Source organism: Nitratireductor aquibiodomus NL21 = JCM 21793 (assembly GCF_000615975.1).
Classification (GTDB): Bacteria; Pseudomonadota; Alphaproteobacteria; order Rhizobiales; family Rhizobiaceae; genus Nitratireductor; species Nitratireductor aquibiodomus.
On sequence record NZ_BAMP01000038.1, the window covers coordinates 16,301 to 37,336 of the forward strand.

Genomic DNA, 21,036 nt, shown 5'->3' on the forward strand with positions numbered 1-21,036 from the left:
AGTGGCGGAGAGGATGGGAGAGATTTCGAACCTGACGCCGCAGGCCGCGACCGCGGCCCGGGCTTTCGCCCGCCCCATCGGAGCCGTGAGCGAAGTGAACTGGCGTGAGATCAAGAAAATGGCGGAGAGGGAGGGATTCGAACCCCCGATACCCTTGCGAGTATGCCGCATTTCGAGTGCGGTGCTTTCAACCACTCAGCCACCTCTCCGCGAGATGCTGGTCTGCTGTTGCCAGCGCGGCGCACTAGATAACCGGTGATCGGTTTCGATACAAGGGCCAATCGAAGCCAATCTGCCGCATTTTTCCCGCCTCTGCTTGACCTTCCAGACCTCTTCCGTTATGGACACGCGACCTGCGGCGCGGGAAAACCCCTGCGCCGTTTGTTGTTTAACCATCCAGACTGGCAAAAAGACGGCAGGCCACATGCTGTGGACCCAAGCCGGACCGGACACTGAAAGGCAAAAAGATGTTCGCAGTCATCAAGACCGGCGGTAAGCAGTACCGCGTTTCCGCAAACGACCTGCTTCAGGTCGAGCGCGTCACCGGCGAGCCCGGTGAAATCATTCAGTTTGCAGACGTTCTGGCCGTTGGCGAAGGCGAGGACGTGACCTTCGGCGCGCCGCTCATCGATGGCGCCAGCGTGGCCGCCGAGGTGGTCGAGCAGGGCCGTGGCAAGAAGGTCATCGCTTTCAAGAAGCGTCGCCGCCAGAATTCGCGCCGCAAGCGCGGCCATCGTCAGCTTCTGACCACCGTGCGGATCTCCGAGATCCTGACGGGCGGTGCGAAGCCTTCGAAGAAGGCCGCTGCCAAGCCGGCCGCCAAGGCCGAGGAAAAGCCGGCCAAGAAAGAAGCCGCGCCGAAGAAGGCAGAGGCAAAGGCGGAAGCGCCCGCAGCGGCCGCTCCGCTCTTCACCGCGCCAGCCGGCGAGCCCGACGATCTGACGAAGATCAAGGGCATCGGCCCGGTCGCAGCCGGCCAGCTCGCCGAGCAGGGCATCACCACCTACGCTCAGGTGGCCGCTCTCACCGACGAGGACGTGGTGCGCATCGACGAGGCCATGCCCTTCAGCGCCGACCAGATCAAGGACTGGCGCGAGCAGGCCAAGGAACTGGCGAAATAATCATTCGCCAAAGGGTTGAAATCGGGCGCCTGACGGCGCATTAGGAATGCAAGCGCTCTCCATGAGCGCAAAGGAGCAGAAGAATGGCACACAAAAAAGCTGGTGGTTCGTCGCGCAACGGTCGCGATTCCGAGTCCAAACGCCTTGGTGTGAAGAAATTCGGCGGCGAGAAGGTTCTCGCAGGCAACATCATCATTCGCCAACGCGGCACGAAATGGCATCCCGGCGTCAATGTCGGCATGGGCAAGGATCATACGATTTTTGCGAAAGAGGCAGGTGCTGTCTCCTTCGCGAAGAAAGCCAATGGTCGAACCTACGTGTCCGTAAACCCGATTACGGAGGCAGCGGAGTAGCCGGTCCGCTTCACCAACACCGGCGACCCATCTCGGGGACCGGTGTCTGGACATTCCGGAAATAGGTTCGAAAGGGGAGATGGGTCGCCATCTCCCCTTTCTTTTTGTCCGGAGGAAAACCGATGGTTGCCGAAAGTGAAGACATCGAGAGTGAAAGTCCCAGAGTTGAAATAGATTGCCCGGTCCTCGTCACCGAGCGCCTCGTTCTGCGCATCCCGCGCGACGACGACGTGACCGAACTGGTGGAACTCGCCAACAACCGGCGGCTGGCCGAAATGCTCGGGCGCCTGCCCAACCCCTATCGCGTGACCGATGCGCAAAGCTTCCTGAGCCGCGTTCGCGCCGGCCAGATCAGTGGCTGCACCTACGCCATCACGCTTTCGGAGACCGGCGCCTTCATCGGCTGTGCCGGTGTTGAAAACCGTGCGAATGGCCTGGAAATGGGCTACTGGATCGGCGAGCCCTACTGGGGGCGGGGATACGCGACAGAGGCTGCGCATGCGCTCGTCGATCTGGCCTTTCGCGCCACGGATATCGACCGGCTGAATGTATCCTGCCGCGTCACCAACACCGCCTCGCGGCGCGTGATCCACAAGTGCGGTTTCCAGTATGCCGGTCAGGGCATGATGGATTCGGTTGTGGCCGGCAGGGTTCCGGTCGAGCGCTATCACCTCGACCGCAGCACCTGGGTCAGTCTCAGAAGCTGGGGCGCCTGAACGGAAGCTGAGAGCAGGCAAGTCCGGGGTCGGGACCTGTCTGCTCTCGCACTTCTGCGCGTGATGCTGTAGACGGTTCTGCGCAACGATACGGAAAGACGATCAAACCCATGAAGTTTCTCGATCAGGCCAAGGTCTATATCCGCTCCGGCGATGGCGGCGCGGGCTCCGTTTCGTTCCGGCGCGAGAAATACATCGAGTTCGGCGGCCCTGACGGCGGCGATGGCGGTCGCGGCGGCGATGTCTGGATCGAGGCCGTTCAGGGCCTGAACACGCTGATCGACTACCGCTACCAGCAGCATTTCAAGGCCAAGACCGGCGTGCATGGCATGGGCCGAAACCGCACCGGCGCCAAGGGCGAGGACGCTGTTCTCAAAGTACCCGTGGGCACGCAGATATACGAGGAAGACAACGAGACGCTCATTTGCGACCTGACCGAAATCGGCCAGCGCTTCAGGCTGGCCAGCGGCGGCAATGGCGGTTTCGGCAACCAGCATTTCAAATCCTCCACCAATCAGGCGCCGCGCCGCGCCAATCCCGGCCTGCCGGGAGAAGAGGCATGGATATGGCTGCGCCTGAAGCTCATCGCCGATGCCGGTCTGGTCGGCCTGCCCAATGCCGGCAAGTCCACATTTCTCGCCACGGTTACCGCGGCCAAGCCCAAGATTGCAGACTATCCCTTCACCACGCTGCATCCCAATCTCGGCGTGGTGCGCATCGACGCGCGCGAATTCGTGATGGCCGACATCCCCGGCCTCATCGAGGGCGCCCATGCGGGCGTTGGCATTGGCGACCGGTTTCTCGGTCATGTGGAGCGCACGCGCGTTCTGCTCCATCTCGTCTCCGCGCGCGAGGAAGACCCCGCCGCCGTCTACACCACCATTCGCGGTGAGCTTGCCGCCTATGGCCACGGCCTCACCGACAAGGCAGAGATCGTCGCACTCAGCCAAGTGGACCTTCTCGACGACGAAGCGCGGGCCGAAAAACAGGCAGCCCTTGCAGAAGCCTGCGGAAGGCGCCCTCTCCTCCTCTCCTCCGCCACCGGCGAAGGCGTACAGGACGTGCTGCGCGCGCTGATGAAGATCATTCAGGACGCGCGCGCCGAAGAAGAAGATGCAGACGCGGCTGACGACCGCTGGCAGAAATAGGCAAATCCCGCATGACCCGCCCCGCGCTCAGCAGTCACCGCCGCATCACCGTCAAGATCGGCTCCGCCCTTCTCGTAGACCGCAAGAAGGGCCTGAAGCGCGAATGGCTTTCCGCGCTGGTCGATGACATTGCCGCACTCAATGCCGATGGTGTCGAGGTGCTGGTGGTCTCGTCCGGGGCCATCGCGCTTGGCCGCACCATTCTGGGTATCGAGCGGCGCACGCTGAAGCTGGAAGAAAGCCAGGCTGCCGCCTCGGTCGGCCAGATCGCGCTCGCCGGCGCGTGGGATGAGGAGCTGCGCAAGCGCGGGCTGAAATCCGGCCAGATCCTCGTAACGCTCGGCGACACGGAAGAGCGCCGCCGCTATCTCAATGTGCGCGCCACCGTCTCCACACTTCTCAAGATGGGCGTCGTTCCCGTCATCAACGAGAATGACACGGTCGCCACCAGCGAAATCCGCTATGGCGACAATGACCGGCTGGCCGCCCGCATCGCCACCATGCTCGGTGCCGATCTTCTGGTTCTGCTGTCCGATGTGGACGGGCTCTACACGGCCCCTCCGGCAAGCGACCCCGATGCGCGTTTCATTCCGGTGGTGGATGCCATCACGCCAGACATCGAGGCCATGGCCGGCGCTGCCGCTTCAGAGCTTTCGCGCGGCGGCATGCGCACAAAGCTCGATGCAGGCCGCATCGCCACGGCGGCAGGAACGGCGATGGTGATCGCCTCGGGCACGCGCCTCAACCCGCTTGCGGCAATCGACAATGGCGCCCGCTCCACCCTCTTCAGGGCGAGCGACACGCCCGTTGGCGCCTACAAGACATGGATCGCCGGTCAGCTCGAGCCGGCGGGCTCGATCACGGTCGATGCCGGCGCAGTTCTGGCGCTTGCCGCAGGAAACTCGCTCCTGCCGATTGGCGTCACCCATGTCTCGGGCAGTTTCGCGCGTGGCGACACGGTGGCCATCCACGGGCCCGACGGGCGCGAAGTGGCGCGCGGGCTGGTTGCCTATGACGCTCCCGATGCCGTAAGAATCGCCGGTCTGAAAAGCGGCGACATTGCCGAAGTGCTCGGATACGAAGCGCGCGCTGCCATGGTGCATCGCGACGATCTGGTCACCGCGCCCCATGCGCGGCACCAGCTGAAGGAAAAGGCGGAGGCTGAATGCTGATGGAAAACAGGCAGGGCAGCGCGGACATTACCGCGCTGATGAACGATCTGGGAGCGCGCGCCCGCGCTGCCGCAGGCCCGTTGTCCATTGCCACGCCACAGAGCAAGAACGCCGCGCTGGAAGCCATGGCCGATGCGCTCACGCGCAATGAAGCAGCGATTCTTAAAGCCAATCGCGAAGACATGGCACGCGGTGAAGCGGCCGGCCTCTCGCCCGCCCTCCTCGACCGGCTGAAGCTTGATTCTGCGCGCATCGCCGGCATGGCCGAAGGCATCCGCGCCATAGCCGCGCTGAAAGACCCGGTCGGCGACGTGATCGCCGCATGGGAGCGGCCCAACGGTCTTCAGATCGAGCGCGTGCGCACGCCGCTCGGCGTCATCGGCGTCATTTATGAAAGCCGACCCAACGTGACTGCCGATGCAGGCGCACTCTGCCTCAAGGCCGGCAATGCGGTGATCCTGCGTGGCGGCTCCGATTCCGCCCGCTCCTCGGCTGCCATTCATGCCTGCCTCGTCGAAGGACTTGAGAAGCCGGCCTGCCCGCCGACGCCATCCAGCGCGTGCCGGTCACCGACCGCGCCGCCGTCGGCGAAATGCTGAAAGGCCTTGGCGGCAATGTCGATGTCATCGTGCCGCGAGGCGGGCGCAGCCTCGTCGAGCGTGTGCAGAGCGATGCACGCGTCCCGGTCTTTTCGCACCTGGAAGGCATCTGCCACCTTTATATCGACCGCTCGGCAGAGACCGACATGGCGGTTTCCATCGCCGCCAATGCCAAGATGCGGCGCACCGGCATCTGCGGCGCCGCCGAAACCCTGCTCGTGGATCGGGAAGGAGCCGACCGGCTTTTGCTTCCGGTTCTCTCCGCCCTGAAAGAAGCCGGTTGCGCCATTCGCGGCGATGAAGAGGTCTGCGCCCGCTTCGCCTCGGCCGCGTCTGCCACAGACGAGGACTGGGGCACGGAGTATTTAGATGCCATCATCTCGGTAAGGCTGGTGGACGGCGTCGATGAAGCGATCCGCCATATCGGCACATGGTCCTCGCACCACACCGAGGCCATCGTCGCCGAAGATGCGACAGCCGTTGAGCGTTTCTTCAACGAGATCGATTCCGCCATTCTGCTTCACAACGCCTCCACCCAGTTCGCCGATGGCGGCGAGTTCGGCATGGGTGCGGAAATCGGCATCGCCACCGGCAAGATGCATGCGCGCGGGCCGGTCGGCGTCGAACAGCTCACCTCGTTCAAATACCGCGTTCGCGGCTCCGGCCAGACCCGGCCGTGAGCCCGGATGATTTGATGCCGGTGCCTGCTTCGCCTCCCTCTGTCCCGGCGCGCTATCTGCGCATGCCCCATGTGGAGCCGGGCATGGCTGTCGGGCTCTTCGGCGGGTCGTTCAACCCGCCCCATGCGGGTCACGCGCTGGTCGCCGAGATCGCCATGCGCAGGCTCAGCCTCGATCAGCTCTGGTGGATCGTCACGCCGGGAAATCCGCTGAAAAGCCACCGCGAGCTCGCGCCCCTTGCCGCGCGCATTGCGATTTCTGAAAAATGCACCAGCGATCCGCGCGTCAAGGTGACCGCCTTCGAGGCCGGTCACCGCATCCGCTATACCGCAGACACGATCGACCTTGTTCAGATGCGCAATCGCGGCGTCGATTTTGTCTGGATCATGGGGGCCGACAACCTGCGTGACTTTCACCGCTGGGAGCGCTGGCGCCACATCGCCCGCTCCATGCCCATCGCGGTAATCGATCGCCCGGGCTCCACACTGGCCTTTCTCTCATCCACCATGGCCAAGACATTCGACCATGCCCGTATCGACGAGGACGACGCACCAATTCTTGCTCGCAGCAGACCGCCGGCCTGGACATTCATCCACGGTCCCCGCTCCTCGCTGTCCTCGACGGCCATCAGAAATGCGGCCAAAGAGGCACAGTAACCGCCAGGCTCCGTGAAAACATGTGATCGGCGATGTCTTGAAACTGTTAAGAGACTCTGCCTATCTATTGGGTACCATTGGCGCATGCGCCAATGGTGAGCTTGTTCTTATTGGAAAGGAAAGACACTGAGAACAGCAATGACGAAGAAGGCTGACGTGGTGCCTTCGCCGGCCGAAGCCAGTCGGAATCTGGTTTCTCAGGCCGTTGAAACAGCCCTCACGAGTCTGGAAGACTCCAAGGCGGAAAACATCATCTCCATTGATATCCAGGGCAAATCCCCGCTCGCCGATCATATGATCATCGCGTCGGGGCGCTCGCATCGCCATGTCGCGGCGGTGGCGGATCATCTGATTCGTGCGCTCAAGGAGGCCGGCCTTGGCAATGCCAAGGTCGAAGGTCTGAGTGGCGCCGACTGGGTGTTGATCGATACGGGCGACATTGTCGTTCACGTCTTCCGTCCGGAAGTTCGGGAGTTTTACAACATCGAAAAGATGTGGCAGGCCCCCGATCTGGAGGATGAAACGGTTCACTGACCGCCGTCGGCAACGACGGCGCCCATGAGCCACCTCCGCCCACCGGGCAGAGAGGCTGGAATGCATATCGCGATTTGTGCCGTGGGCCGGATGAAGGCCGGCCCCGAGAGGGATTTGGCGGACCGTTATCTGGAGCGTTTCGCAAGGAGCGGCCCGGCTGTCGGCCTGGAGTTTTCAGGCGTCAGCGAGATCGTCGAAAGCCGCGCCAAATCCACCGACGAACGGCGGCGCGAGGAAAGCCGCAGGATCGCGCAGATGCGCCCGGAAGGGGCAGCCCTTTTCCTGCTCGACGAGCGCGGCAGGAACCTCACGTCCCGACAGTTGAGCGAAGCGATCGCGGATTTGCGCGATCAGGGCCGCCGCAGCCTCACCATTGTCATCGGCGGGCCTGACGGGCATGACGCCGAACTGCGTCAGGCGGCGGACCGCACCATCGCCTTCGGCGCGCAGACATGGCCGCACCAGATTGTGCGTCTCATGCTGGCCGAACAGCTCTACCGGACATCGACCATTCTTTCCGGTCATCCCTATCATCGCGACTGAGCGGTTTTTGCCCTGTTTTCACATCCGCGCCCAGTGTTTTCACATTCGTGCATTGACATCCGGCAAAATACAACCAAAAATTGCATACGGCTGCCACATGGTTGATGTTTCCTTAAGGAAAATTGGCCTATGCTGTCTCTGAATGACCTCCACCCCGCGTAGAACGGCAGACCAGGGATGAAGAAAGCGCTCGTGCCGCGCCCATATCTCGCCCGTCTCAGGACGGCCGCTACTGCTGCGGCCGTCTTCTGCGTTCTCCCCGCCCCTGTCCTTGCACAGGATGGAATTCAGGTCCTGGAGACCCAGCACAACAAGAGCCAGGTTGAGTTTCAGGACGTTAATCGAGAGATCGCTCTGACCGAAAAGCGGCTGGCCGAGATCGCCGCCGAGATCGATACGATCAGGAATGACAATGCCGCAATCACGGCAGCCCTCATTCAGGCAGCGAAGACGGAACGCAAGCTCAGCGAGGACATCGATACGATCTCGCTGCGCCTGACCAGACTGCGGCATGAAGAGAGCTACCTGCGCGAGTCGCTCCAGTCCCGTCGCGGTGTGCTGGCCGAGGTGCTCGGCGCGCTGCAGCGCATGGGCCTCAACCCGCCACCGGCCATTCTCGTGCGCCCGGAGGATGCCCTCGCATCGGTGCGCAGCGCCATCCTTCTCGGTGCGGTCGTGCCTGAACTGCGCGCGGAAACGGAAATCCTGATCGGCGACCTGCGCGATCTTTCCCGCATCGTCACATCGATCGAGGGCGAGCGCGACAAACTTCAAAAAACCGTGACCGGGCAGGCCGAGGAGAAGAAGCGGCTGGCCCTGCTTCTGGATGAAAAGAAGCGTCTCCAGCAGGAAGCGGAGAACCGCATGGCAGCCGAGCAGCAGCAGGCAGAGGCACTGGCCGCGCGCGCCACCAGCCTGCAGGAGCTGATCGGATCGCTCGAGACGGAAATCTCCTCTCTGCGCAAGGCGGAAGCCGAGCGTGCGCGGAGGTTGAGCGAGCCGACCTCGCCGGAGAACCGCCTTGGCGCCGGTGCGACATTTGCGAAACGCACCGGCGGGGTAGCCCTGCCCGTGTCGGGCCAGTTTGCAGCCCGATTCGGCGAAGACGACGATACCGGCGCGCCACTTCAGGGCGACATCCTAAGAACACAATCCGGCGCGATCGTTACCGCACCCGCGGGGGCGACGGTACTGTACGCAGGACCGTTCCGTTCCTATGGTCAGCTATTGATACTCAACGCCGGCGACGGTTATCATATCGTGCTTGCCGGTTTGGATAAGGTAAGCGTGACGCTGGGGCAATCCGTTTTGGCGGGCGAACCAATCGGCATGATGGGGGAAGCTCGTCTGGCAAGCATCGCAGGCCCGGGGACCGAGGACGTTACACCCGAGCTGTATGTCGAGTTCAGGAAGAACGGAAAACCGATCGATCCTAAACCCTGGTGGGCTCCGGGACACTCTGGAAGGACAGGAAATGAAACGTAACTTGTCGCTATTGTTTGCCGGCGCCCTGCTGGGCGCATCCGCGGTTTCGCTTCTCCACGGTACGAGCGGCTTTTCGGCGAACGCCGCGGGTTCGGATACCTACCGGCAGCTTGCGATCTTCGGCGACATCTTCGAGCGCGTACGCTCCCAGTATGTAACCCCGCCCGACGACAAGAAGCTGGTGGAGAGCGCCATCAACGGCATGCTCACCTCGCTTGATCCGCACTCGTCCTATCTCGACCCGGATGCCGCCAAGGACATGCGGGTTCAGACCAAGGGCGAGTTCGGTGGCCTTGGCATTGAAGTGACCATGGACAACGAACTGGTCAAGGTGGTTGCGCCCATTGACGACACACCCGCCTCGCGCGCCGGTGTTCTGGCCGGCGACCTGATCTCGGCAATCGACGGCGAAGAAGTGCGCGGCATGTCGCTCAACGACGCCGTCGACAAGATGCGCGGGCCGGTCAACACGCCGATCGAGCTCACCATTCTGCGCGAGGGCGCGGACAAGCCGATCGAACTGACGATCGTGCGCGACATCATCAAGGTAAAGGCCGTCAAGTTCCGCGTGGAGGAAGACGTCGGCTATCTGAAGATCACCTCCTTCACCGAGAAGACCTTCGACGACCTGATGAGCGCCATTGACACGATCAGCAAAGAGGTGCCGGACGACGAGCTGAAAGGCTATGTGCTCGATCTCCGTCTCAATCCGGGTGGCCTACTCGATCAGGCGGTCAGCGTCTCCGATGCTTTCCTCGACCGCGGCGAGATCGTCTCGACGCGCGGACGCGAGGCCAACGACATCGCCCGCTTCGATTCGCGGCCTGGCGATGTGCTCAACGGCAAGCCTGTGATCGTGCTCATCAACGGTGGTTCGGCAAGTGCCTCCGAGATCGTTGCCGGCGCGCTGCAGGACCATCGCCGCGCCACGGTCCTCGGCACTCAGTCCTTCGGCAAGGGTTCGGTGCAGACCATCATCCCGCTCGGCGAGAATGGCGCCCTGCGCCTCACCACCGCGCTCTACTACACGCCGTCCGGCGAATCGATCCAGGGCAAGGGCATCACGCCCGACATCAAGGTCGACCAGCCACTCCCGGAAGAGTTACAGGGCCGCGACCTCCGTCGGGGCGAATCGGACCTTCGCGGGCACATCAAGGGTGAGGAAGAGGATGAGGAAGGTTCCGGCTCGATCGCCTATGTCCCGCCGGATGCCAAGGACGACATGCAGCTCAATGCAGCGCTTGAACTGCTGCGCGGCGAAAAAACTGATCCCGCTTTCCCGCCAAATCCTGACAAAGCGGTCATGAATCAGTAAGTATCGAATTGTCATCGCCGGTTTCAGGCAATCCGGCGATGACATTCAGGCGACACAACACGCCGGTAAACCGAATTTCGCGCGCGGCGATGCGCTTCACGGGCTGAGATTTGGAATGACTGAACATTGGAGCGGCAATCCTTCAGCGAAGGAGATGACCGGTCTGGATTCTTGGCCCTCGGCCATCGTAACGGGCGGGTATGATTTCGGGGAACAGAGACATAGACCGGCCACTCGGCCGTGATAACCGGCCCGAAAAGCCGAAACGACGGGGCATCTTCACCACAGAACGCTTACTGGTGGGCCTTGTCGCCGTTGCAATTCTCGGCGTCTCCACCGCCGTGGCGCTGCGCGACCGCCCGTTCCGCACGCCCTCGGCAATCGCCGTAACGGAGCCGGTGGAGCAGACAATTGCCGAAGCGACGGCGCCGGAGCCCACGGCGGAAGCGCGGGAACAGGGCGCGCCGAACGCCTCGATCACGCGTCTCGGTCCGGAAGAACCTGCCAGCAACGGTGTCATTGTCATCCGCGATCCTTCGGCCATGGGACAGCACCCGAGGCTTGCACATCTTCCCGACCGGGCACTGATCGAGGAATCGGAAACGGGACCGTTGCCCGTGCGCGACGCCGGCGGCCGCCGCCCGTTCGACGTCTATGCCCGTTCGTGGTCGGGCACGCGGGGCGCCAGGATCGCCGTCATCGTCGGCGGCCTGGGGCTTTCGCAGACAACCACGCAGGAAGCGATTGAAACGCTGCGCCCGGAAATCACGCTGGCCTTCGCGCCGGCCGGCAACAGTCTGGGCCGCTGGATGCAGGCCGCGCGCAAGGCAGGGCATGAGGTTGTTCTGCAGGTGCCAATGGAGCCCTTCGGCTACCCTGCGCCCAATCCGGGCCGCAACACGCTCACCCGTGGACGCTTCGTCCGCGGAAAACCTGTCCCGCCTGCGCTGGGCACTTTCGCGCATCACCAACTATACCGGAGTCATGAACTATATGGGCGGGCGTTTCACCGCCGATTCGGAGCCCATGGGCGACATCATGGCCGAGCTGGGCAAGCGCGGGCTTATGTATATCGACGACGGCACATCCGCGCGCAGTGTTGCGCAGGACCTCGCGCTTCAGGAAGGGGTTCCCTTCGCGGCGTCCGACGTGCTGATCGACCCCACCGGAAACAACCGCCGCCCCGAGCGTGGCGAGATCCTGAAGAAGCTCGACGAACTGGAGCGCATCGCCCGCGCCAGAGGCTTCGCCATCGGCACGGGCTCGGCGTTCGATGAAACCATAGACACCGTCGCCGAATGGGCTGGCGAGGTCACCGCGCGCGGGATAGAACTTGTCCCGATTTCGGCGCTCGCCGCCGACCCGCAGCCCCGATAGCATTGGAAACCCCAGCAATGGCCAGGAACAATATGTCCGCAAATGACCTGCCTTATCGCCCATGCGTTGGCATCATGGTGCTGAACGGCAGGGGTCTCGCCTGGGCAGGCCGGCGCATCGTACAGCCGGATACCGACGAACTGTCCGGCGCGACGCAGCTCTGGCAAATGCCCCAGGGCGGTGTCGACAAGGGCGAAGATCCGCGAGAAGCGGCCTATCGCGAGCTCTACGAGGAAACCGGCATCAAGTCCGTCTCATTCCTCGCTGAAACGCCTGAATGGATTACCTACGATCTGCCCGAGCATCTCATAGGCGTAGCGCTCAAGGGCAAGTATCGCGGTCAGAAGCAGAAATGGTTCGCCTTCCGCTTCGAGGGGCAGGATACGGAGATTGCCATCAACCCGCCGCCCGGTGGTCACGAGGCCGAGTTCGACATGTGGGAGTGGAAGCCCATGACGGACCTGCCGAAGCTGATCGTGCCGTTCAAGCGCAAGGTCTATGACAGCGTGGTCGACGCCTTTCGTCATCTTGCGCCCTGAAGCGGTCTCATCAAGAAATGCGATGAGACCGCCAAGCCTGAAATCACCGTTCTCTCTCTGGCGCAGGCACCTCAATCCCCGACGGTCACCGTCTGCCCGCGCACGGGCTCCCCGCGTTCCTGCAACACGCCATCGGCCCTGTAATTCTGGAACTGGGCCGGCAGCCCTTCACCGGCGGTGAGGTCCGGCGTGGTCTGCATGTGCATATGCAGATGCGGTTCGGATGTGTTCCCGCTGTTGCCACAGCGACCGATTTCCTGGCCGCTGCGCACACGCTCACCTGTCTCGACCGTCACCGAGCCACGGCGCAGATGCGCGAGGAACACGAACTCTCCCTCTCCCAGGTCCAGCACCACATGATTGCCCGCCGGCCGCTGCGCGTCCGTCTCGCCGATGGCCTGATCGGGCAAGCCGTCTACGCGTGCGACCACCGTTCCGTCTGCCGGCGCAAGGATCGCACGGTCCCAGCAATGGTAGTCCGTCAGCCTGGCCCCGTCTCCGCTGTGCGATTTCCCGTCTTTGTGAACCACGAAGTCATAGGCAAAGCGCTGTGCCGGGGTCTCGGCATGGTAGTTCTCCTCCAGAGTGCGGCCACCCCAGAAGACATACCACTCACCCTCGAAGGGCAGGCGAAGCGCGGCGCGTGTTTCGTAGTTGAGATGCGTGGAAACAGCTTCCTCGGGCACACGCCGCACATAGAAGCCTGCGATACTATCGTCAGGGCCAAAACTCCATTGCCAGACGACATCCGCCCCGCTCGCATGGGTGGCACGGCGGCGGTACGTCCGGAGCGTGCTGCGCCGCTCCGTCTGCTCATCGAGAATGCCGGTCTGCGGGCCGAATGTCAGCCTCACCGACGCCTGGAAGCCCTTGAGGTGATTCAGGCTACCAAGCGCGGCCTGCATCTTGCCCGACATCCGTGACCACACATCTTCCGCAGAACCCGTTTGAAAAACCTCAGTGAAGTGTCGGCCAAGCTGCAGTGTCCGGAGATCCGGTTCCTGAGCGTAAACGCCACTGCCTGCCGCAACCGCGACGACACCAGAAAGCAGGCCAGTCAGCTTGCGTATAATCATCGAAATCGCTCCAGATCACAGTCCGCGTTATTCTAGATCGCCGTGCGTCCATTCGGACGCACAAAGGACGATCTAAACTATTGATGGAGCATCGGAGTAGCCCGAAAACCGGATTCCACTTTTCGGTCCGATGCTCTAACCCGGCAATCTCATCCGACTGTTACAGGCTCAAACGAAAAAAGCCGGGCGCTGGCCCGGCTTTTCCCTCAAACAAACGGCCAATCAGGCTGGAAGGATAGCGCCTTCCAGCGTTGTCAGCTGATGCAGGAACTCTTCGGCACGCAGGCGTGTCTCGTGATCCTTGGCGTCTTCGATATCCTCACGGGCATCCTGGATACGACGCGCAAGGTCTTCACGATTGATGTCGTCCACATGCACTGCCGATTCGGCCAGAACGGTGCAGCTATCGGGGAGAATGTCGGCAAAACCGCCGAAAACCACATAGCGTTCCGTTTTGCCGTCGGCAGCAACGGCCACCACGCCCGGCTTGATGCTGGTCATGGTCGGCGCGTGGGTCGCCATGACGGTCAGTTCGCCCTCGGTGCCGGGAATGACAACCGATTCGACATCCTGGGAAACCAGAAGCCGCTCGGGCGAGACCAGATCGAATTTGAAGGATTGAGCCATCGTGTCCTACCGGTTTGGCATGAAGGCGGGAGGTTCGTGCGAACCTCCCGGTCATAGCCTGGGTCAGGCTGCTTCCGCTGCCAGCTTCTGTGCCTTCTCGACAGCCTGCTCGATCGTGCCAACCATGTAGAAGGCAGCCTCCGGCAGGTGATCGTATTCACCGTCGCACAGACCCTTGAACGAGCGGATCGTGTCTTCCAGGTCCACGAAGAGACCCGGCGAGCCGGTGAACACTTCTGCGACGAAGAAGGGCTGCGACAGGAAGCGCTCGATCTTGCGGGCGCGGGCAACCGTCAGCTTGTCCTCTTCGGAAAGCTCGTCCATGCCGAGAATGGCGATGATGTCCTGCAGCGACTTGTAGCGCTGGAGAATTTCCTGCACCTGACGCGCCACCTGATAGTGCTCCTCGCCGACGATCGTCGGGTCGAGCATGCGCGAGGTCGAATCGAGCGGATCCACGGCCGGGTAGATGCCCTTTTCCGAGATGGCGCGGTTCAACACGGTCGTTGCGTCCAAGTGGGCGAACGAGGTTGCCGGCGCCGGGTCGGTCAGGTCGTCGGCGGGCACGTAAATGGCCTGCACCGAGGTGATCGAGCCCTTCGTGGTCGTGGTGATGCGCTCCTGCAGGGCGCCCATGTCGGTCGCCAGCGTCGGCTGGTAGCCCACGGCCGAAGGAATACGGCCGAGAAGCGCCGACACCTCGGAGCCCGCCTGCGTGAAGCGGAAGATGTTATCGACGAAGAACAGAACGTCCTGGCCCTGATCACGGAAGTGCTCGGCAACCGTCAGGCCGGTCAGAGCAACACGGGCGCGCGCGCCGGGCGGCTCGTTCATCTGGCCGAACACGAGGGCGCATTTGGAACCTTCGGTCGAGCCATTGTTCTTGGCTGGATCCTGGTTCACGCCGGACTCGATCATCTCGTGGTAGAGATCGTTGCCCTCACGGGTACGCTCACCAACGCCGGCGAACACGGAGTAACCGCCATGCGCCTTGGCGACGTTGTTGATAAGTTCCTGAATGAGAACGGTCTTGCCAACGCCGGCGCCGCCGAACAGGCCGATCTTGCCGCCCTTGGCGTAAGGAGCGAGCAGGTCGACAACCTTGATGCCCGTGACCAGGATCTCGGCTTCCGTGGACTGGTCCACATAGTCGGGAGCTGGCTGGTGGATGGCGCGGGTGCCGTCGCCCTTCACAGGACCGGCTTCGTCGATGGCCTCGCCGACCACGTTCATGATACGGCCAAGCGTTGCGTCACCGACCGGAACCGCGATCGGGCTGCCCGCATCGCGAACTTCCATGCCGCGGACCAGACCCTCGGTGGAGTCCATGGCGATGCAGCGAACCGTGTTCTCGCCGAGGTGCTGCGCCACTTCGAGCACAAGGCGGTTGCCCTGGTTGTCGGTCTCCAGAGCGTTCAGGATCGCCGGCAGGTGATCCTCGAACTGCACGTCGACAACGGCGCCGATGACCTGGCGGATCGTGCCGGTTGCGCCAGTTGCTTTCTTTGCTGCGGTGCTGCGGGTGGAAGCCGTCTTGCGTGCCGGAGCCGCCTTCTTTGCGGCAGTCGCGGACGCCGTCTTCGGGGTCGCTGCTTTGGCCATGTTCGTTTAACCTCTTCGGTCCGTTAGAGCGCTTCCGCGCCCGAAATGATTTCGATCAGTTCCTTGGTGATCTGCGCCTGGCGCTGGCGGTTGTATGTGATCGAAAGCTTGTCGATCATCTCGCCTGCGTTGCGCGTCGCGCTGTCCATGGCAGTCATCTTGGCGCCCATCTCACCGGCTGCGTTCTCAAGAAGCGCACGGAAGATCTGCACCGAAATGTTGCGTGGGATCAGATCCGCAAGAATGGAAGGCGCATCCGGCTCGTATTCGTAAACCGCATCCGAACCTTCGCCGGCGTCCTCTGTGGGAACCGCTGCGGGGATGATCTGCAGCGCGGTCGGCACCTGAGACATCACCGACTGGAATTCGGAGTAGAACAGTGTGCAGATGTCGAACTCGCCCTTCTCGAACAGGCCGATCACCTGACGGGCGATCTCATGCGCGTTCTCGAAGCCGATCTTCTTCACCTCGCGCAGGTCCACGCGATCGATGATCAGGTCGCCATGGTCACGACGCAGGATGTCGTAACCCTTTTTGCCGACGCAGAGCACCTTCACCGTCTTGCCGTCCCGCAGAAGTGCGCGGATGTGCTCGCGCGCCTTCTTGGCGATCTGGCTGTTGAAGCCGCCGCAAAGACCGCGCTCGGCCGTGGCGACGACCAGGAGATGCACGTCGTCCTTGCCGGTGCCGGCCATCAGCGGCGGCGCGTCGGTTCCCGACACGGCGCCGGCGATGTTGGCGAGCACGGTTCCCATGCGTTCGGCATAGGGCCGCGCAGCCTCGGCCGCCTCCTGGGCGCGCTTCAGTTTCGCCGCGGCGACCATCTGCATCGCCTTGGTGATTTTCTGCGTCGCCTTGACCGAGGCGATCCGGTTGCGAAGTTCCTTAAGGGAAGCCATGCTCGCTTAGCCTCAGGCGAAGTTCTTGGCGAATGCGTCGATCTGTGCCTTGAGCTTCTCACGCAGATCGTCGGAAAGCGCCTTTTCCTTGCGGATCGCTTCCAGCACGTCCTTGCCGTCCGCACGCATGTGCGAAAGCAGGCCCTGCTCGAAACGGGTGACGTCGGCAAGCGGCAGCTTGTCGAGGTAGCCATTCACACCGGCAAAGATCACGGCAACCTGCTCTTCCGTCTTCAGCGGCGAGAACTGCGGCTGCTTCAGGAGTTCGGTCAGGCGTGCACCGCGGTTGAGCAGGCGCTGGGTCGAGGCGTCGAGGTCAGAACCGAACTGCGCGAACGCAGCCATTTCACGGTACTGGGCGAGCTCACCCTTAATGGAGCCGGCAACCTGCTTCATCGCCTTGATCTGGGCTGCGGAGCCGACGCGCGACACCGACAGACCGACGTTCACGGCCGGGCGGATACCCTGGAAGAACAGGTTGGTCTCGAGGAAGATCTGTCCGTCGGTGATCGAGATCACGTTGGTCGGAATGTAGGCCGACACGTCGTTTGCCTGCGTCTCGATGACCGGCAGAGCGGTGAGCGAACCAGCGCCCTGCTCGTCGTTCATCTTCGCCGCGCGCTCGAGCAGGCGGGAATGCAGGTAGAACACGTCGCCCGGATAGGCTTCGCGGCCCGGCGGGCGGCGCAGCAGGAGCGACATCTGACGGTAGGCGACGGCCTGCTTGGACAGATCGTCATAGGCGATCACGGCATGCTTGCCGTTGTCGCGGAAATATTCGCCCATGGCGCAGCCGGCAAACGGAGCCAGGAACTGCATCGGAGCGGCGTCGGAAGCGGTTGCGGCGACGATGATCGAGTATTCGAGAGCGCCGCGCTCTTCCAGAACCTTCACAAGCTGTGCAACCGTGGAGCGCTTCTGGCCAACGGCGACATAGACGCAGTAGAGCTTCTGGCTCTCGTCGTCACCGTCGTTGAGCGGCTTCTGGTTGAGGAAGGTGTCGAGAACGATGGCGGTCTTGCCGGTCTGGCGGTCGCCAATGATCAGCTCGCGCTGGCCGCGACCGATCGGGATCAGTGCGTCAACGGACTTGAGACCCGTGGACATCGGCTCGTGAACCGATTTGCGGGGAATGATGCCCGGCGCTTTTACGTCAACGCGTGCGCGTTTCTTGGCCTTGATCGGGCCTTTGCCGTCGATCGGGTTGCCGAGCGCGTCAACAACGCGACCAAGCAGCTCCGGACCGACCGGAACGTCCACGATGGCGCCCGTGCGCTTCACCGTGTCGCCTTCTTTAATGTCACGGTCGCTACCGAAGATAACGACGCCGACATTGTCGACTTCCAGGTTGAGCGCCATGCCGCGGATGCCGCCTGGGAACTCCACCATCTCACCGGCCTGGACATTGTCCAGACCATAGACGCGGGCAATGCCGTCGCCCACGGAGAGCACCTGGCCAACTTCTGAAACTTCGGCTTCCTTGCCGAAGTTCTTTATCTGATCCTTCAGAATTGCGGAAATTTCCGCCGCACGGATGTCCATCAGCCGACCTCTTTCAGTGCAAGCTTGAGCGAATTGAGTTTGGTTTTGAGCGATGTGTCGATCTGGCGCGAGCCCATCTTGACCACCAGCCCGCCGAGAATGGAGGGATCAACGGAAACGTTGATTGAAACGTCCTTGCCAGCCACTGCCTTGAGGGCGGCCTTCAGTTCCTTCTCCTGCGTCGCGTTGAGCGCATGCGCTGCCGTCACGTCCGCCGTGGTCTCACCGCGATCTTCTGCGGCAATGTGGCGGAATGCGCGGATCATCTGCGGAACGGCGAACAGACGCCGGTTCTTCGCCACGACACGCAGGAAATTGCCGACCAGGTCCGTGATTTTGGCCTTGTCGAGAACGGCGCTGATCGCCTTCAGCTGATCGTCCGCGGAAAAAACCGGGCTCTCGACCAGACGCTGAAGATCGTCGCTGCCTTCAAGAAGCTTTTCGAAACGACCGAGATCGGCCTCGACTGTGGAAATCGCCTTGCTTCCTTCGCCAGTTCGAAAAGCGAACCAGCGTAGCGCCCTGCCATTCCGGAAATCATGGAGCCAGATTGTGCCACGGGATGGTCATCTCTCATGCATAGAAGGCCACAAGATTTTTTGCTGGAGCACCGAGCTCGGGCTAAATCTCTGACCTGATTGAATTTTTCCCCTCGCAAAAAGACATAGGACATGCCTTCCTGCTGAAAGCCGATTGCCGTCTAGCACAGGCTTCCGAGAGTCGCAACACGCATAGCCCCCGGCAAACCGGTTGCTTTGTCGCAGTTTCGACGCATTTTTGATCTGTCAGGCAACGAATCCCATCACGAAGGCCAGCGGCAGCACCGCCAGAACGAGCGACAGAAGCAGAAACAGCCAGCTATAAAGCGCCTTCGCACCATCCGAGAGCATCGAGATCACACAGCCGAAAGCCGACACGGCCCACGCTGCGCCAAGCGCCAGATAGATGAAGGGCTGCGCCAGCATCATCGCCGCCAGCCCGAAACCGATATAGAAACCGCCGATGATGGCGCGCGGCACGACCAGCATTTCGGTGCGCTCCGCCGCCGGCTGCAGCCGGAAGAGACGCAGGGCCAGCCTGGGCATGAACATGACGAACAGGCCGATGAAGATCGTCACCGCCGCCGCCGACCAAGCCAGCCATTCGCCCTGGGTTACCGGCCATGGAAAGGAGAACTGCATCTGAAACCCCCGTTTGCGGATTGCGGCCCGAAAAGGCCTATTTCAAGCTTCGGCTCTCTTATCCTGTTTCAACCCCCGGACGGCATAGCGCACCAGCCACACTTCACAGAAAACTCTGCGGATCGATGTCCACCTGAACCCGCACCGAGCCGCGCGGCCTTGGCCCTGCCTTGATCATGTCGCGCAGAAAGCCCTGAATGTCCGCGCGGCGCGTGCCATGCACCAGCAGCCGAAACCGGTGCCTTCCGGCCACCAGCGCCAGCGGCGCTTCGGCAGGGCCGAGCACATCCACCTCATCGGCGCGAGGCGCCGCACGCCGCAGCGCGCGTGCATGGCTTTCGGCCTCCTGGCGCGTGGCTGCACTCACGATGATGCCGGCAAGCCTGCCAAATGGAGGAAGCCCCGCCCGTTCGCGCTCGGCTGTCTCGCGCTCATAAAACGCCTCCGCATCGCCCGTCACGATCGCCCGCATCACCGGATGTTCCGGCTGATAGGTCTGCAACAGGCCGAGGCTCTTTCGCCCCGTGCGGCCGGCACGCCCCGTCACCTGCGCCAGAAGCTGAAAGGTGCGCTCCGCCGCGCGCGGATCGCCATTGGCCAGCCCCAAATCCGCGTCGATCACACCCACCAGCGTCATGCCGGGAAAATTGTGCCCCTTGGCCACAAGCTGCGTGCCGATGATGATGTCTGCCTCGCCCTTGGCGATGGCCTCCAGTTCCAGCCGCAGCCGCTTCACGCCCCCCATCATCGTCGGATGACAGCATGATGGTGCGCGCATCGGGAAAAAGCTGGTCCACCTCTTCGGTGATTCGCTCCACCCCCGGCCCGCAGGCCACCAGATGGTCGAGCGTCCCGCATTCCGGACAGGCCTCCGGGCGCGGCTCGTTATAGCCGCAGTGATGGCACACAAGCTGCCGCCGAAAACGGTGCTCGACCAGCCAGCTCGAACAGTCCGGACATTGAAACCGATGCCCGCACACCCGGCACAAGGTCAGCGGCGCATAGCCGCGCCGGTTGAGAAACAGAAGCGACTGCTCACCTCTGGCCAGCGTCTTCTTCATCTCCTCGATCAGCACCGGCGAGAGGAAACCGCCACGCTCGGGCGCCGCCTTGCGCATGTCGATGGTGGCAAGGTCGGGCAGCGCCGCATCGGCAAAGCGCGAGGAAAGCACGATCCGCTCATAGCGGCCCTGATTGGCGTTGACCCGGCTTTCAAGCGATGGCGTTGCAGAGGCAAGCACCACCGGAAAGCCGCCAATGTGCCCACGCACCACGCCCATGTCGCGCGCATTGTAGAAGACACGGTCTTCCTGCTTGTAGGCCGGGTCGTGTTCCTCATCGATCACGATCAGCCCAAGCTCGCGAAAGGGCAGGAACAGCGCCGAGCGTGCGCCCGCCACCACCCGCAGCTGCCCTTCGGCCACCTGCCGCCAGACACGCTCGCGCTTCTTCGGCGCAAGGTCGGAGTGCCATTCGGCGGGCTTTGCACCAAACCGGTCATGAAAGCGTTCAAGAAAGGCCTGTGTCAGCGCGATCTCGGGAATGAGGATCAAAACCTGCTTGCCCCGCTCCAGCGCAGCCGCCACTGCCTCGAAATAGACCTCCGTCTTGCCCGAACCCGTCACACCGTCGATCAGAGTCACGCTGAAGGCATCGGTGCCGGCCTTTTCCCGCAGGCGCGCGGCGGCTTCCGCCTGCCCATCGGTCAGCGTCGCGCGCCCGAATGTCGGGTCGGGCAGAGCCACCACCGGGCGCGGCGGGATCGAAACCGTCTCGAATACGCCCTGCGTGCGCAAACCCTCGATCACGCTGGAGGAGACGCCAGCGGCATCGGGCAAGCCCCGCCTTGGTCCATGCCTGGCCGTCGGCCG

General features: G+C 62.7%; 17 protein-coding genes, 1 tRNA gene and 4 pseudogenes. 13 read left to right on the forward strand and 9 right to left on the reverse strand.

Features of this window, described 5'->3' with window-relative positions; genetic code table 11:
• Window positions 1-119: 119 nt before the first annotated feature.
• Window positions 120-209 (reverse strand) — tRNA-Ser (locus JCM21793_RS12050).
• A 258-nt stretch (window positions 210-467) separates the two neighbouring features.
• Between JCM21793_RS12050 and JCM21793_RS12055 the strand changes: the two genes are divergently transcribed.
• The 13 genes and pseudogenes from JCM21793_RS12055 to JCM21793_RS12115 all read left to right on the forward strand — a co-directional run bounded on the left by JCM21793_RS12055 (window position 468) and on the right by JCM21793_RS12115 (window position 12,238).
• Window positions 468-1,121 (forward strand): 50S ribosomal protein L21, encoded by a 654-nt coding sequence (locus tag JCM21793_RS12055; RefSeq protein ID WP_025030534.1) that lies wholly within the window; start codon window positions 468-470, stop codon window positions 1,119-1,121.
• A gap of 83 nt (window positions 1,122-1,204) precedes the next feature.
• Complete coding sequence (gene rpmA, locus JCM21793_RS12060) at window positions 1,205-1,474, forward strand: 50S ribosomal protein L27 (protein WP_007009231.1); 270 nt, start codon at window positions 1,205-1,207, stop codon at window positions 1,472-1,474.
• 122 nt (window positions 1,475-1,596) lie between these two features.
• Entirely contained in the window at window positions 1,597-2,190 is a 594-nt protein-coding gene (locus tag JCM21793_RS12065; protein ID WP_025030535.1) for a GNAT family N-acetyltransferase, read from the forward strand.
• Between the two features lie 110 nt (window positions 2,191-2,300).
• Window positions 2,301-3,338: a GTPase ObgE gene (gene obgE, locus JCM21793_RS12070; RefSeq protein ID WP_025030536.1), complete on the forward strand. Its 1,038-nt coding sequence runs from the start codon at window positions 2,301-2,303 to the stop codon at window positions 3,336-3,338.
• Window positions 3,339-3,349: 11 nt separating this feature from the next.
• On the forward strand, window positions 3,350-4,510 hold the full coding sequence (gene proB / locus JCM21793_RS12075) for a glutamate 5-kinase (RefSeq protein ID WP_025030537.1): 1,161 nt from the start codon (window positions 3,350-3,352) through the stop codon (window positions 4,508-4,510).
• Window positions 4,504-5,789, forward strand: a pseudogene (locus JCM21793_RS25585) (glutamate-5-semialdehyde dehydrogenase). The gene proB and the pseudogene JCM21793_RS25585 overlap by 7 nt, the downstream one beginning before the upstream one ends.
• A gap of 14 nt (window positions 5,790-5,803) precedes the next feature.
• Window positions 5,804-6,445 carry a nicotinate-nucleotide adenylyltransferase gene (locus tag JCM21793_RS12085; protein ID WP_081784696.1) on the forward strand — a complete coding sequence of 214 codons (642 nt, stop codon included), beginning with the start codon at window positions 5,804-5,806 and terminating at the stop codon, window positions 6,443-6,445.
• 138 nt (window positions 6,446-6,583) lie between these two features.
• Entirely contained in the window at window positions 6,584-6,979 is a 396-nt protein-coding gene (gene rsfS / locus JCM21793_RS12090) for a ribosome silencing factor (RefSeq protein WP_007009225.1), read from the forward strand.
• Between the two features lie 60 nt (window positions 6,980-7,039).
• Window positions 7,040-7,522: a 23S rRNA (pseudouridine(1915)-N(3))-methyltransferase RlmH gene (gene rlmH / locus JCM21793_RS12095; protein ID WP_025030540.1), complete on the forward strand. Its 483-nt coding sequence runs from the start codon at window positions 7,040-7,042 to the stop codon at window positions 7,520-7,522.
• Window positions 7,523-7,699: 177 nt separating this feature from the next.
• Entirely contained in the window at window positions 7,700-9,007 is a 1,308-nt protein-coding gene (locus JCM21793_RS12100) for a murein hydrolase activator EnvC family protein (protein ID WP_025030541.1), read from the forward strand.
• A complete protein-coding gene (locus JCM21793_RS12105; protein WP_007009223.1) occupies window positions 8,997-10,322 on the forward strand; it encodes a S41 family peptidase in 1,326 nt (441 codons plus the stop codon). Before JCM21793_RS12100 ends, JCM21793_RS12105 begins: the two co-directional genes overlap by 11 nt.
• A gap of 200 nt (window positions 10,323-10,522) precedes the next feature.
• Window positions 10,523-11,699 (forward strand): annotated as a pseudogene (locus tag JCM21793_RS25590) (divergent polysaccharide deacetylase family protein).
• Window positions 11,700-11,716: 17 nt separating this feature from the next.
• The gene (locus JCM21793_RS12115) at window positions 11,717-12,238 is read left to right on the forward strand and encodes an RNA pyrophosphohydrolase (RefSeq protein ID WP_025030542.1); all 522 of its coding nucleotides are present in this window, start codon (window positions 11,717-11,719) and stop codon (window positions 12,236-12,238) included.
• A 71-nt stretch (window positions 12,239-12,309) separates the two neighbouring features.
• Here JCM21793_RS12115 and JCM21793_RS12120 read toward each other — a convergent pair whose 3' ends face one another.
• From JCM21793_RS12120 to JCM21793_RS25600, 8 genes and pseudogenes are all read right to left on the reverse strand, one after another.
• Window positions 12,310-13,314 carry a M23 family metallopeptidase gene (locus tag JCM21793_RS12120; RefSeq protein WP_025030543.1) on the reverse strand — a complete coding sequence of 335 codons (1,005 nt, stop codon included), beginning with the start codon at window positions 13,312-13,314 and terminating at the stop codon, window positions 12,310-12,312.
• 222 nt (window positions 13,315-13,536) lie between these two features.
• Window positions 13,537-13,941 carry a F0F1 ATP synthase subunit epsilon gene (locus tag JCM21793_RS12125; protein ID WP_007009219.1) on the reverse strand — a complete coding sequence of 135 codons (405 nt, stop codon included), beginning with the start codon at window positions 13,939-13,941 and terminating at the stop codon, window positions 13,537-13,539.
• A 63-nt stretch (window positions 13,942-14,004) separates the two neighbouring features.
• Entirely contained in the window at window positions 14,005-15,543 is a 1,539-nt protein-coding gene (gene atpD, locus JCM21793_RS12130; RefSeq protein WP_025030544.1) for a F0F1 ATP synthase subunit beta, read from the reverse strand.
• Window positions 15,544-15,566: 23 nt separating this feature from the next.
• Window positions 15,567-16,442 (reverse strand): F0F1 ATP synthase subunit gamma, encoded by an 876-nt coding sequence (locus JCM21793_RS12135; protein ID WP_007009217.1) that lies wholly within the window; start codon window positions 16,440-16,442, stop codon window positions 15,567-15,569.
• Window positions 16,443-16,454: 12 nt separating this feature from the next.
• Window positions 16,455-17,984 carry a F0F1 ATP synthase subunit alpha gene (gene atpA / locus JCM21793_RS12140; RefSeq protein ID WP_007009216.1) on the reverse strand — a complete coding sequence of 510 codons (1,530 nt, stop codon included), beginning with the start codon at window positions 17,982-17,984 and terminating at the stop codon, window positions 16,455-16,457.
• Window positions 17,984-18,561: pseudogene (locus JCM21793_RS25595) on the reverse strand (F0F1 ATP synthase subunit delta). Before JCM21793_RS25595 ends, atpA begins: the two are co-directional and overlap by 1 nt.
• A 208-nt stretch (window positions 18,562-18,769) precedes the next feature.
• A complete protein-coding gene (locus tag JCM21793_RS12150; RefSeq protein WP_007009214.1) occupies window positions 18,770-19,165 on the reverse strand; it encodes an AGROH133_08824 family phage infection protein in 396 nt (131 codons plus the stop codon).
• Between the two features lie 103 nt (window positions 19,166-19,268).
• Window positions 19,269-21,036, reverse strand: a pseudogene (locus JCM21793_RS25600) (primosomal protein N'); the annotation flags it as partial.